Origin of the sequence: Sphingomonas nostoxanthinifaciens (genome assembly GCF_019930585.1) — a bacterium.
GTDB lineage: Bacteria > Pseudomonadota > Alphaproteobacteria > Sphingomonadales > Sphingomonadaceae > Sphingomonas_I > Sphingomonas_I nostoxanthinifaciens.
This window is the reverse complement of the sequence record NZ_CP082839.1, coordinates 180,478-192,990: the sequence shown is the minus strand read 5'-3', so window position 1 is coordinate 192,990 and position 12,513 is coordinate 180,478. Positions and strand designations below refer to the sequence as shown.

Genomic DNA, 12,513 nt, shown 5'->3' with positions numbered 1-12,513 from the left:
CGTTCAGAGGCCGACGCTCGTCAGCTGGCGATCGACGCGCTGCCACGCGCGACGCTTCTCCTCGCGCTGCTTGTCGAGCGCGGCCTGGTCGATCTTCTGCTGGGCAGCGATCTCGGCATCGGTCCGGTCGTTATGCCAGTCGGCGACATAGCTGATCTGCTCGCCCTCGGGCATCACGCCCCAGCGCGATTCGACCACGAAGGCAGTGACGATCAGCGAGGTGATGCCGATCGACAGCGCGCCGAAGAACAATTTGTGGCGCCGGTCGCCCTCCCCCAGCGCGCGACGCAAATCGGCGAAAAGGATGCTGGGGCGGACGGGACGGGGCAATGCCATGCGCGGAAGATAGGAGCCCGCGAAACGCGGCGCCAGCCCTGCCGCTCCAGTCATGTCGGACTTGATCCGGCATCCCGCTTTCTTCTCGGCGAAGGAGAAAAGAAGCGGGGCCCCGGATCAGGTCCGGGGTGACGTGAAGGAAGGCGGCCGCGTCAGGCGGAGAGCCGGGCGATGGCGCGGTCGCGGCCGATCAGCGGGAGCAGCGCCGCCATGTCGGGTCCGTGATCGTGCCCGGTCAGCGCGCGCCGCAGCGGCAGGAACAAGGCGCGGCCCTTGCGGCCGGTCGCCTCCTTCAGCCGGGTCGTCAGCGCGTGCCACGGATCGGCCGACCAGTCGATCGCCCCGGCCGCCTCCGCCGCGGCCGCGAGATAGGCGCGATCGGCCTCGTCGATCTCGGGCGGCGCGATCGTGCCTGCGAGCACGGGCAACCAGTCCGCTGCTTCCGCAATCGTCGTGAGGTTGGGGCGCAGCGCCAGCCACATCGCCTCATCCATTCCCTCGGGCAGCCGATGCGACACGTCGCCAAACGGCAGCAGATGGATGGTGCGCGCGTTGAGCGCCTTGAGCTCGTCGAGATCGAACCGCGCCGGCGCGCGGCCGAAGCGCGCGAAATCGAGTCCGGCGATCAGCGGGCCAAGATCGGTCACCGGCTCGACCGGATCGCTGGTGCCGATCCGCGCAAGCAGGGCCGCGAGCGCGAGCGGCTCGATCCCCTCCTCGCGAAAGGCGTCGGTGCCGAGCGATCCCAGCCGCTTGGACAATTTGCCCTCGCTGCCCACCAGCAACGCCTCGTGCGCGAAGACCGGCGCGGGCGCGCCGAGCGCGGCGAACATCTGCAGCTGCAGCCCGGCATTGGTGACATGATCCTCGCCGCGCACGATGTGGGTCACGCCCATGTCGATATCGTCGATCACGCTCGGCAGCATGTAGAGCCACGTGCCGTCCTCGCGCCGCACCACCGGATCGGACTGGAGCCGCGGGTCGAGATGCTGCTCGCCCCGGATCAGATCATGCCATTCGATCGGCGCGTCGTGATCGAGCCGGAAGCGCCAGTGCGGACGCCGCCCCTCCGCCTCCAGCGCGGCGCGCTCGGCGTCGGACAGCGCGAGCGCGGCACGGTCGTAGATCGGCGGGAGGCCGCGCCCGGCGAGGATCTTGCGCTTGAGATCGAGTTCCTGCGCGGTCTCGTAGGCGGGATAGACCCGGCCGGCGGCGCGCAATTCCTCGAACCGCCGCTCGTACAACGCAAATCGCTCGGACTGGCGCGCCTCGCCATCGGCGGCGAGGCCCAGCCAGGCGACATCCTCGCGGATCGCCACCGCGAACGCCTCGGTCGAACGTGCCGCATCGGTATCGTCGAGCCGCAGCAGGAAGCGTCCCCCCTGCTGGCGCGCGAACAGCCAGTTGTGGAGTGCCGCGCGGATATTGCCGACATGCAGCCGGCCGGTGGGGGACGGCGCGAAACGGGTGACGACGGAATCCATCGCCGGCCTCTACGAGGTCAGGCCGCGCGCGTCATCCCAGCAGCCACCGGCCGAGCATCCGCCCCGGCAGCAAGGTGAAATAGCCGGCGATGACGAGCGCGGCGTAGAGGATCGTCATCATCCGCCGATGGGTCTCGATCCGGCCGCGGCGCGCCGCCACGATCGCGCGCGGCACGGTGACGAGCGTCAGCACCGAGAGGATGTGGATCGGGCTCAGATGCCCCGTCCGGGCGCGGATGCCGAAGCTCGACAGCGCGCCCGCGACCATCAGCCCGCACCACAGCCAGCCCAGCCGGCGATGCAACCGGTCGCCCTTCGGCCGCAGCAGCATCACCGCGCCGAGCGGCACCGCGGGCACGATCGTCGCGAGATGGATCGCCATCCATACAGACATGCCCGAGGCGGGCTGCGACGCATGCCGCCCGAAGGCCGCCGCCAGCAGCAGGAGCAGGATGCCGGCGCCGGCCAGCAGCGGATCGCGCACGCGGCGCGGATAGGCAAAGGTGCGGTCGGCGATGCTGGCCATCAGGTCACGGTCCCTTTGGACTTTCGTGCCATGGGAGGCGGCGAGGGCCAAGCGGTCTTTCCCCATCGGCGGCGGGCCGCTACGGGGACGCCGGGCGAGCGAGGGACGAGTGCGACGATGAAATTGCTGACCGGCAACGCCAACCGCGCACTCGCCGCCGCGATCGCCGGCTATCTCGATGTAAAGCTGACCAATGCGTCGGTGCGCCGCTTCGCCGACGAAGAGGTGTTCGTCGAGATCCACGAGAATGTGCGCGGCGAGGATGTGTTCGTCGTCCAGTCGACCGGCTTTCCCGCCAACGACAATCTGATGGAACTGCTGATCTGCATCGATGCGCTGCGGCGCGCGTCGGCGCGGCGGATCACGGCGGTGGTGCCTTACTTCGGCTATGCGCGACAGGATCGAAAGCCGGGGCCGCGTACCCCGATCTCGGCCAAACTGGTGGCGAACCTCGTCACCGCCGCCGGCGCCAACCGCGTGCTCTCGGTCGACCTGCACGCCGGGCAGATCCAGGGCTTCTTCGATATCCCGACCGACAATCTCTACGCCGCCCCGGTGATCTCCGCCGACATCACCGCGCGATATGGCGGGCGCAACCTGATGGTCGTCTCGCCCGACGTCGGCGGCGTGGTGCGCGCCCGCGCGCTTTCCAAGCGGCTGGCCAATGCGCCGCTGGCGATCGTCGACAAGCGCCGCGAGCGGCCGGGCGAATCGGAAGTGATGAACATCATCGGCGACGTCGCCGGCCGCTCGTGCGTGCTGGTCGACGACATCGTCGATTCGGCCGGCACATTGTGCAACGCCGCCGCGGCGTTGATGGAGGCGGGCGCCGAGGAGGTGGTCGCCTACGTCACCCACGGCGTGCTGTCGGGCGGCGCGGTGGCGCGGGTCGAGGGATCGGTGCTGCGCGAGCTGGTCATCACCGATTCGATCGCCGCCTCACCCGCGGTGGCGGAAGCGACCAAGATCCGCCAGCTCACCATCGCCCCTTTGCTGGGCGAGGCGATCAAGCGCATCGCCGACGAAAGCTCGGTCTCCAGCCTGTTCGACTGACGCCGGGACGGGCGACCCGCCCCGGCGCGCAGGATCAGCCGATCGCCGCGGAGAGCCTCCGCCGGCGCAGCGTCGCGCCGACCGCACCGAAGCCCGCCAGCATCAGCGCCCAGCTCGCCGGTTCGGGCACGGCGCTGCGATAGGGCGTGTAATCGTAGGTGACGGTGGCATCAATCGACTTGGCGGTGACGTCGAACATCGTCGCCCCGGTCGCGGCGCCATTGGCCGAGATGCTGCGCATGAACGGATCGTCGACCGAGGCCTGCCCGCTCAGCGACGCGGTCAGGAATGTGGCGAGCTGTGACGTGTCGGTGATGACGGTGATGCCGTGCACACCCGAGGTCGCCGCCGAGAAGACGCCGAAGAACAACGGAGCCGTGCCGCTACCCGATTCCTGGACGTAGGGCTGCACCGGAAGGCCATCGATGTAGAGGAACAGCCCGTTCTTGAAGGTGTAGCTGGCGGTGCCCGACGGCGGCACTTCTCCGAACGGCGTATCGACCGTCACGTCGTAGCTGGTGGTCGCCGACAGATCGAACGTCACCGAATTGAGCGTGCCGAGCGAGGCGTTGAAGCCGTCGAAGCTGATCGGGCTGACCTTGCCGGCACCGGAGCCGCCGCCGACGCCCACATTGTACGAATCGGCCAGCGCGGCGCCGGCGGAAAGCGATGCGAGCAGCATCGCCGCGATGATTTTCATGGTTGTTCTCTCCCCAAAGAGAATGTCGACGCCGCAATGCCCCCGCACGCCAGCGTCGATTAACCATTACCAGAGGGCCGCTTGCGTGTCGAACGCGAGCGGGCGCGCTTGCCCGCGCCCGTCGCCTGTGCTGGAAGCTGGTGGATGATCCAGGCCGCGCTCCATCACCTGACGTCGTACCGCTACGACCGGCCGGTGCTGCTCGGGCCGCAGACGATCCGGCTGCGGCCGGCGCCGCACAGCCGCACCGCGGTGCCCAATTATTCGCTGACGATCCTGCCCGAAAAGCACTTCGTCAACTGGCAGCAGGATCCGCACGGCAACTGGCTGGCGCGCGTCGTGCTGCCCGAGCCGACCACCGAGTTCCGCGTCACGATCGACCTGATCGCCGACCTGGTCGTCATCAATCCGTTCGACTTCTTCGTCGAGGAATATGCGTCCACCCGGCCGTTCGCCTACGCGCCGGATCTGTACACCGACCTGACCGCCTATTTCGAGACCGAGCCCCAAGGGCCGCTGTTCGAGCGGCTCGTCGCCCGCTTCGCCGACGTGTCGATGGGCTCGATCGACTTCCTGGTCGAGATCAACCGCGCGGTGAACCAGGCGGTCGGCTACGTCATCCGCATGGAGCCGGGCGTGCAGGCGCCCGAGGATACGCTGCAGATCGGCAGCGGATCGTGCCGCGACTCGACGTGGCTGATGGTGCAGCTGCTGCGCCGGCTCGGCTTCGCCGCGCGCTTCGTCTCGGGCTATTCGATCCAGCTGACGCCCGACGTGATCCCGGTCGAGGGGCCGAAGGGCGTGGCGCAGGACGTGTGCGATCTGCACGCCTGGGCCGAAGCCTATATTCCGGGCGCGGGCTGGATCGGGCTCGACGCGACATCGGGGCTGTTCGCGGGCGAGGGCCACATCCCGCTCTGCGCCACGCCGCATTATCGCTCCGCCACCCCGATTGAGGGCGCGCTGCTGGAGCCGGCGCACGCCACCTTCGACTTCGCGATGGACGTGCAGCGCATCGCCGAGGCGGTGCGCATCACCAAGCCGTTCACCGACGCGCGCTGGCTGGCGCTGGATGCGCTGGGGCGGCAGGTCGACGCCGATCTCGATGCGCAGGACGTGCGGCTGACGACCGGCGGCGAGCCGACCTTCGTCGCCGCGGACGATCCGGAGGCACCCGAATGGAACGCCGCCGCGGTCGGCCCGACCAAGGCCGGCTATGCCGACCGGCTGCTGCGCCGCCTGCGCACGCGGTTCGCGCCGGGCGGGCTGATCCATCACGGCCAGGGCAAATGGTATCCGGGCGAGAGCCTGCCGCGCTGGGGCTATTCGGTCTATTGGCGCACCGATGGCGTGCCGGTGTGGCGCGACGACCGCCTGATCGCGATCGACGGCGGCCACGACGTCACCCAGATCGACGTCGACACCGCCGAACGCTTCCTGAAAGCGATCGCGGCGACGCTCGACGTGCCCGGCGACTATGTCCAGCCGGCATTCGAGGATCCGGTCGAATGGTCGCTGAAGGAAGGCGACCTGCCGCCCAACACCGATCCGTCCGATCCGCGCATCGACGATCCCGAGGTGCGCGCGCGGATGGTGAAGGCGTTCGAGCACGGCCTCGCGCGCCCGGTCGGCTATGTCCTGCCGATCCAGGCGTGGCAGGCGGCAAGCATGCCCGAGCCGCGCCGCTGGAAGAGCGAGCGCTGGCAGGTACGGCGCGGCCGGCTGTTCCTGGCACCAGGCGACAGCGCGGTCGGCTATCGCCTGCCGCTGGGATCTTTGCCGTGGGTGCCCAAGGCGGACTACCCCTACCTCCACGTCCGCGACACGACCGAACCGCGCGAGCCTTTGCCCGATTTCCGCGAGCAGCGCAGCGAGGCGGTCGCCCCCGCCGCGGGCGGCAGCGCGCAGGAGCGGGTCGAGCAGCACATCATCGAGGGCGCCGTCCGCACCGCGATGACGGTCGAGCCGCGCGGATCCTATGTCGCGGTGTTCCTGCCGCCGACCGAGCGGCTGGAGGATTATCTCGAGCTGATCGCGGCGGTCGAGCGCGCGGCCGAGGCGACGCGCATCCCGGTCCGCATCGAGGGCTATGCGCCCCCGCCCGACCCGCGCCTGCAGGTGCTGAAGGTCACCCCCGATCCCGGCGTGATCGAGGTCAACGTCCAGCCCACCGCGAAGTGGGAGGAGACGGTCGCGCTCACGACCGTGCTGTACGATCTGGCGCGCGAGGAAGGGCTGACCGCCGACAAGTTCCTGATCGACGGCCGCTCGATCGGCACCGGCGGCGGCAACCATCTCGTCCTCGGCGGACGGACGGTCGCCGATTCGCCTTTCATCCGCCGGCCCGATCTGCTCAAGAGCTTCGCCATCTACTGGCAGCGGCATCCGTCGCTGTCGTATCTGTTCTCCGGCCTGTTCATCGGCCCGACCAGCCAGGCGCCGCGCATCGACGAGGCGCGCCATGACGGACTCTACGAACTGGAGATCGCGCTCGCGCAGGTACCCGATCCCGTGTACGGGCCGGGCGGGGACGAGACGCCCGCGCCGTGGGTGGTCGACCGGCTGTTCCGCAACCTGCTGGTCGACGTGACCGGCAACACCCACCGCACCGAAATCTGCATCGACAAGCTGTTCTCGCCCGACGGCCCGACCGGGCGGCTCGGGCTGGTCGAGTTCCGCGCGTTCGAGATGCCGCCGGACGCCAAGATGAGCCTCGCGCAGCAATTGCTGATCCGCGCGCTCACCGCCTGGTTCTGGCGTGCGCCGCAACAGGGCGGGCTCGTGCGCTGGGGCACGACATTGCACGACCGCTTCATGCTGGGCCATTTCGTGTGGGCCGACTTCCTCGAGGTGTTGTCGGATCTGCGCGTCGCCGGCTATCATTTCGATCCGGCCTGGTTCGAGGCGCAGCGCCAGTTCCGTTTCCCGGTGCACGGCGTGGTCACTGCCGGCGGCGCGACGCTCGAGATCAGCCATGCGCTGGAGCCGTGGCCGGTGCTGGGCGAGACCGGCGCGATCGGCGGCACGGTGCGCTACGTCGACAGCTCGACCGAGCGGCTGCAGGTGCGCGCTACCGGGCTCGTGCCCGGCCGCCACGTCGTCGCCTGCAACGGCCGCGCGGTGCCGATGACGCCGACCGGCACGCCCGGCGAGAGCGTCGGCGGCGTGCGCTACAAGGCATGGGAGCCGGCCAATTGCCTGCATCCGCGGCTGAAGGCCAACGCCCCGCTGACGTTCGACCTGATCGACACGTGGAACGGCCGCTCGGTCGGCGGCTGCGTCTATCATGTCGGCCATCCCGGCGGCCGCAGCTATGACAGCGTGCCCGTCAACGATTACGAGGCGGAGGCGCGGCGCAAGGCGCGCTTCGTCGATCAGGGCCACACGCCCGGATCGATCCCGGTGCCCGCACCCGAACTGCCCGGCGATTTCCCGATGACGCTCGACCTGCGTCGTCCGGCCGGCCTCTGATCCGCTGACGGAGGCGGCGTTGACCAACATGGCACAATTTCCCGGCCTTCCCTCGTGGGGGCAGGGCTGGCTCGATTCATACGTGGCGCAGGCCGGACGCGGCGACGTGGTGCGCGACGACATGGGGCGCGGCGCGCGCTGGTGGCACCATCTGTTCGACGGCGTCGCCGGGCTGACCGAGGGCCGGCTGCAGCGACTGCAGGACCGCATCGGCCGCCAGGTGGACGAGATCGGCACCGCCTTCCGCCTGCCCGGCGATGCGCGCGAGCGGCCGTGGCCGCTCTCGGCGCTGCCGCTGCTGATCGGCGAGGACGAATGGCGCGGGCTCGCCGCCGGCATCGTCCAGCGCGCCGAACTGCTGGAGCAGGTGCTCGCCGACATTTACGGCCCCGCGCGGCTGGTCGCCGAGGGCCGTCTGCCCGCCCCGCTCGTCACCGGATCGCGCCATTTCTGGCGTTCGATGATCGGGATGGCGCCGAGCGGCGGCCATCGCCTCCATATCTATGCGGTCGATCTCGGGCGCGGGCCCGACGGCGAATGGCGCGTGCTGACCGATCACGTCCGCGCGCCGACCGGCGCCGGCTATGCGCTGGAGAACCGGCTCGCCGCCAGCCGCGTGATGGGCACGCTGCAGACGCGTCTCAATCTCCAGCGGCTCGCGCCCTTTTTCTCCAGCTTCCGCGAGGGGCTGGGCGCGGCGAGCAAGCGCTCGGATCCGCGCATCGGCCTGCTCACGCCGGGCCGCTACAACCAATCCTATGCCGAACAGGCGCATCTCGCGCGCTATCTCGGCCTGCTGCTGGTCGAGGGCGACGATCTCGCGGTGCGCGACAACCGCCTGTACGTGCGCACGATCGAGGGGCTCAAGCGCGTCGACGTGCTGTGGCGGCGGATGGACACGCGCTTCATCGATCCGCTGACGTTCGACAGCAGCTCGCGCATCGGCGTGCCGGGGCTGATGGATGCGATCGCCGCCGGCGAGGCGGTGGTGGCGAACGCGCCCGGCGTGGGCGTGGTCGAATCGCCCGCTTTCGCCGCCTTCCTGCCGGCATTGTCGCGCCACCTGCTCGGCGAACCGCTCAAGCTGCCCAACATCGCCACGTGGTGGTGCGGGCAGGAGGGCCCCTGCGCGGACATGCGCGGCCAGCTCGACGAACTCGTCGTCGAACCCGCCTTTGCCGAGCCGGTCGCCGGCTTGCCCGGCGGCCCGACGCTTGGCGCGAGTCTCGATCCGGCGGCGCGCGCGGCGCTGGAGGCGGCGATGACGCTGCGCCCGCAGGATTATGTCGGGCGCGAGGTGGTGCGCCTGTCGACCATGCCCGCGGTGGCGGGCGGGCGGCTGGTGTCGCGCTCGTTCACGCTGCGCGCCTTCGCCGCGCGCGACGCCGACGGGCGCTGGACGGTGATGCCGGGCGGTTTCACCCGGCTGGGCGACAGCGCCGACGAGCGTGCGGCGGTGATGGGCGAGGGCGTTTCCTCGGCCGATGTCGGCGTGGTCGCGCTCAACACCGTCGAGCCGGTGTCGCTGATGCCGTCGCAGGTGGCGATCCGCCGCAATCCGGGCACTCTGCCGAGCCGAGCCGCCGACAATCTGTTCTGGCTCGGCCGCTATCTGGAACGCGGCGAGGCGACGCTGCGGCTGGTGCGCGCGACGTTGGGCGGCACGATCGACGCCGATACCGGCGCGAGCCTCGTGCCGGTGACGCTCGACCGGCTGGCGATGATGCTGATCGCGACCGGCGCCGCGCTGATCGACGAGGACGAGGACGAGGAAGAGGCCGGCCACGGCGCGATCCACGACCTTGCCGAACTCGCCGCCGCCGCGCTCGACGGACAGGGTTCGTCGAGCATCCGTGCCTTGTTCGCGACGATCCACGGCATCGCCGCCGGCATCCGCGACCGGCTGTCGGCCGACGTGTGGCGGCTGATCGACCTGCCGCTGCCGCCGGCGACCGCAAGCGATGCGACCACGATGCTGGCGCGCGTCGGCGATCTGCAGGAACGGTTCGCGGCGCTGGCCGGGCTCGCCGCCGAGAATATGGGGCGCACCGCCGGCTGGCGCTTCCACGATCTCGGCCGGCGGGTCGAGCGCGGGCTGGTCGCGTGCCGGCTGACGCGCAGCTTCGCTGGCGAGGCGGCGACCGCCGACGACCTGACCACATTGCTCGACCTGATGGACAGCCAGATCAGCTATCGCGCGCGCTACATGACCGGGCTGGCTTTGGTGCCGGTGCGCGATCTGGTCGTGCTCGATCCCTACAATCCGCGCAGCCTCGCCTTCCAGGTGGCGCGCATCCGCGAACATCTCGACGCGCTCCCGTCGCTGCGCGACGACGGGCTCGCCGAGGAGCAGGCGGCGATCGCCGCCGAGCTCGCTTTGATGGTCGCGACGATGCAGGCCGAATCGCTTTCGGCGGCGACATTGCTCGGCTGCGAGAACCGGCTGATGGCGCTGAGCGAGGCGATCGCCACGCGCTTCTTCCTGCAGGGCGCCGAAACCGTGCGCGCGCCCGGCATGACCCTAGCCTGAGCGATGCGCTACGCGATCAGCCACGTCACGTCGTTCGACTATGATTTCCCCGTGCGGTTCGCGCGCTGCAACCTGCGGCTGCGCCCGATCGATTTCGACGGCCAGCATCTCGAGAGCCACGAACTGACGATCGACCCGCCCGCCGCCGCAACGCGCGATCGGCCGGCCGGCTATCCGGTGACGAACACCGGCATCACCGTCGCGCGAGCGGCGTCCACGCTCCGCATCGAATCGCGCGCGCAGGTGGTGGTCGAGCGGGTCGCACCGCAGCCCGCCGCCGACGATCCGACGGTCGCCGAGGCGGCGCGCGGCGCGCGCGAGGCGGCCGACCTGTCGGCGCTGGCGCCGGCCAATTACCTGTTCCCCTCCCCGCTGATCGCCGCTTTCCCCGAGATTGCGGCGTGGTGCGCGACCGAGCTGCGGCCCGAGCGCGGCGTGATCGAGGCCGGGCTGGCGCTCGCCTGCGCGATCAAGGCCGGCTTCGTCTATGATGGCAGCGCGACCCAGCTCGACACCAGCCCGGCCGAAGCCTTCGCCAAGCGCCACGGCGTCTGCCAGGATTTCGCGCAGATCATGATCTCGGGCGCGCGCTCGGCCGGTCTCGCGGCGGCCTATGTCTCGGGCTACATCCGCACCATCCCGCCGCCGGGCAAGGCGCGGTTGCAGGGCGCCGACGCGACGCATGCGTGGGTGCTGATCTGGTGCGGGCCGGCGCGCGGCTGGATCGGCTTCGATCCGACCAACGGCATCACGATGGGGCCGGACCATATCGTCACCGGCATCGGCCGCGATTATGCCGACGTTGCACCGATCGACGGCATCTTCCTCGGCCGCGACGGCCAGCGGATCGACGTGGCGGTCGACGTCGAACCGCTCGACTGAACGCCCTCTCCCCCTCGCGGAGAGAAGATCAGCCCGTCTTCCGCACCGAGAGCAGCCGCGCCAGCGTCGCGCGGAAGCGCTGCAGCTCGGAACCGGCAAGCTGCGCCGCCTGGGTGAACTTCACGCTGAGCGGGTTCACCGCGACATTGTTCTTGAACACCTCGAAATGGAGGTGCGGCCCGGTCGACAGGCCGGTCGAGCCGACATAGCCGATCAGTTGGCCCGCGCGGACATGCTCGCCCATGCGCGCGATGATGCGGCTCATATGGGCATAGCCCGTGCCCATCGCGCCGTCGTGGCGGATCTGGACGTAATTGCCGTGGCCGCCATGGCGCCCGGCGAAGCTGATGACGCCATCGGCAGCGGCGACGATCGGCGCCCCCATCGGTGCGCCATAATCCATGCCCTGATGCATTCGGCTGAAGCCGAGGATCGGGTGGAAGCGCATGCCGAAACTGGAGGTGAGGTGGCCCTGCACCGGCATCTTCATCTCGCCGCGCTGCTCGCCCACGCCGGCGGCGTCGAACCACTGCTCACGCCCGGCCAGATCCCATTTGAGCAGGCGCAACTGCTTCTTGCCCTCGTCGAGCCCGGCATAGAGCAGGCCGCCGGTCTCGGTCTCGCCGGTGGCGGCGCGGCGATGCGCGAGGATCAGGTCGAAATGGTCGTTGGCGCCGACGCTGCGGATCGCGAGATGCTGGCCGATCGCGCGCAGATAGGTCTCGATCGCCTTGGCCGGCGCGCCGGCATTGCGCGCGGCGGCGAGCAGGCTCGATCCGACGCGGCCGACGATGCGCAGCGGCGTCTCGTCCACCGCGATCGGGATTTCCTTGAGCTTCAGCACGCCGTCGACGCGGTTGACCTCCAGCGCCAGCTCCAGCTTGGCGCGGAAGGCGAGATGGTCGAGCGGGCGGGCGACCTGCTTGTTCGGGCGACGGCCGAGCGTGAGATCGAGTTTGGTGCCCGGCTTGATGTCGCCGAGCGTGGTCGCCTGCGCGACGAGATCGGCCACCTGCCGCGCCTCGTCCGCCCCGACGCCCGCGCGGGCGAGGACGCGCGCGAAACCGTCGCCCTGGCCGAGCGTGGTCGAAACCTGGATCTGCGGGCGCTCGGGCGTGTCGGTCAGCCGCTCGACCAAGGTCGCAGACGCGGCGACGCGCTGGCCGGTGTCGGCGCCATAAGCCTGCGGGGCGATGGCGGAGAGGCGCATCTCGCGCGCCTGCGCATCGGTCAGCGGGGCGGGTGATGCCCCCGGCAGCGGATGCAGGGTCGGTGCGAAGGCGACGGCCGCCCCGCACAGCGCGGTGCAGGTCGCGAGACCGCGCCACCATTCGCCGCTGCCGATGCGCTGGCCGAGATCGACGACGAGATCCGCCTGCGCGGCGCGGTCGAGCATGCGCCGCAGCAGATCGCGCTGTCCGGCACGGGCACCCGCGACACCATCGATCGCAACGGTGCCGCCACCGCCGAATCCTTCGGTCTGTCGCAGGTACATGCGATCGGCCCCCAATTGATCCCTTAACGCCGAACT

At 70.2% G+C, this 12,513-nt stretch carries 9 protein-coding genes; 4 read left to right on the top strand and 5 right to left on the bottom strand.

Going from position 1 to position 12,513, the window contains the following annotated elements:
• Positions 1 to 3: 3 nt before the first annotated feature.
• The 3 genes from K8P63_RS00920 to K8P63_RS00910 form a co-directional block, all read right to left on the bottom strand.
• Positions 4 to 390 (bottom strand): hypothetical protein, encoded by a 387-nt coding sequence (locus K8P63_RS00920; protein WP_223798020.1) that lies wholly within the window; start codon positions 388 to 390, stop codon positions 4 to 6.
• 98 nt (positions 391 to 488) lie between these two features.
• Positions 489 to 1,820: a glutamate--tRNA ligase gene (locus K8P63_RS00915; protein ID WP_223798019.1), complete on the bottom strand. Its 1,332-nt coding sequence runs from the start codon at positions 1,818 to 1,820 to the stop codon at positions 489 to 491.
• 31 nt (positions 1,821 to 1,851) lie between these two features.
• Entirely contained in the window at positions 1,852 to 2,346 is a 495-nt protein-coding gene (locus K8P63_RS00910; RefSeq protein WP_223798018.1) for a DUF2306 domain-containing protein, read from the bottom strand.
• Between the two features lie 117 nt (positions 2,347 to 2,463).
• Between K8P63_RS00910 and K8P63_RS00905 the strand changes: the two genes are divergently transcribed.
• Positions 2,464 to 3,399 carry a ribose-phosphate pyrophosphokinase gene (locus tag K8P63_RS00905; protein ID WP_223798017.1) on the top strand — a complete coding sequence of 312 codons (936 nt, stop codon included), beginning with the start codon at positions 2,464 to 2,466 and terminating at the stop codon, positions 3,397 to 3,399.
• A gap of 34 nt (positions 3,400 to 3,433) precedes the next feature.
• Here the strand turns inward: K8P63_RS00905 and K8P63_RS00900 are convergent, their stop codons facing one another.
• Positions 3,434 to 4,099, bottom strand: coding sequence for a PEPxxWA-CTERM sorting domain-containing protein (locus tag K8P63_RS00900; RefSeq protein WP_223798016.1), 666 nt, complete (start codon positions 4,097 to 4,099; stop codon positions 3,434 to 3,436).
• A 144-nt stretch (positions 4,100 to 4,243) separates the two neighbouring features.
• Here K8P63_RS00900 and K8P63_RS00895 point away from each other — a divergent pair, with 144 nt between their 5' ends.
• Genes K8P63_RS00895 through K8P63_RS00885 form a run of 3 tightly spaced genes read left to right on the top strand, consistent with a single transcriptional unit; the run spans position 4,244 to position 10,982 of the window.
• Positions 4,244 to 7,570 carry a transglutaminase family protein gene (locus K8P63_RS00895; RefSeq protein ID WP_223799913.1) on the top strand — a complete coding sequence of 1,109 codons (3,327 nt, stop codon included), beginning with the start codon at positions 4,244 to 4,246 and terminating at the stop codon, positions 7,568 to 7,570.
• Positions 7,571 to 7,598: 28 nt separating this feature from the next.
• Positions 7,599 to 10,100 (top strand): circularly permuted type 2 ATP-grasp protein, encoded by a 2,502-nt coding sequence (locus tag K8P63_RS00890; protein ID WP_223799912.1) that lies wholly within the window; start codon positions 7,599 to 7,601, stop codon positions 10,098 to 10,100.
• Positions 10,101 to 10,103: 3 nt separating this feature from the next.
• Complete coding sequence (locus tag K8P63_RS00885) at positions 10,104 to 10,982, top strand: transglutaminase family protein (RefSeq protein WP_223798015.1); 879 nt, start codon at positions 10,104 to 10,106, stop codon at positions 10,980 to 10,982.
• Positions 10,983 to 11,010: 28 nt separating this feature from the next.
• Here K8P63_RS00885 and K8P63_RS00880 read toward each other — a convergent pair whose 3' ends face one another.
• Positions 11,011 to 12,477 (bottom strand): M23 family metallopeptidase, encoded by a 1,467-nt coding sequence (locus K8P63_RS00880; protein WP_223798014.1) that lies wholly within the window; start codon positions 12,475 to 12,477, stop codon positions 11,011 to 11,013.
• Positions 12,478 to 12,513: the final 36 nt, after the last annotated feature.

Coding starts and splice junctions, on each gene's coding strand:
- K8P63_RS00890 (WP_223799912.1), top strand. CDS start 7,599: ATGGCACAATTTCCCGGCCTTCCCTCGTGGGGGCAGGGCTGGCTCGAT.
- K8P63_RS00905 (WP_223798017.1), top strand. CDS start 2,464: ATGAAATTGCTGACCGGCAACGCCAACCGCGCACTCGCCGCCGCGATC.
- K8P63_RS00895 (WP_223799913.1), top strand. CDS start 4,244: ATGATCCAGGCCGCGCTCCATCACCTGACGTCGTACCGCTACGACCGG.
- K8P63_RS00910 (WP_223798018.1), bottom strand. CDS start 2,346: ATGGCCAGCATCGCCGACCGCACCTTTGCCTATCCGCGCCGCGTGCGC.
- K8P63_RS00920 (WP_223798020.1), bottom strand. CDS start 390: ATGACTGGAGCGGCAGGGCTGGCGCCGCGTTTCGCGGGCTCCTATCTT.
- K8P63_RS00915 (WP_223798019.1), bottom strand. CDS start 1,820: ATGGATTCCGTCGTCACCCGTTTCGCGCCGTCCCCCACCGGCCGGCTG.
- K8P63_RS00880 (WP_223798014.1), bottom strand. CDS start 12,477: ATGTACCTGCGACAGACCGAAGGATTCGGCGGTGGCGGCACCGTTGCG.
- K8P63_RS00885 (WP_223798015.1), top strand. CDS start 10,104: ATGCGCTACGCGATCAGCCACGTCACGTCGTTCGACTATGATTTCCCC.
- K8P63_RS00900 (WP_223798016.1), bottom strand. CDS start 4,099: ATGAAAATCATCGCGGCGATGCTGCTCGCATCGCTTTCCGCCGGCGCC.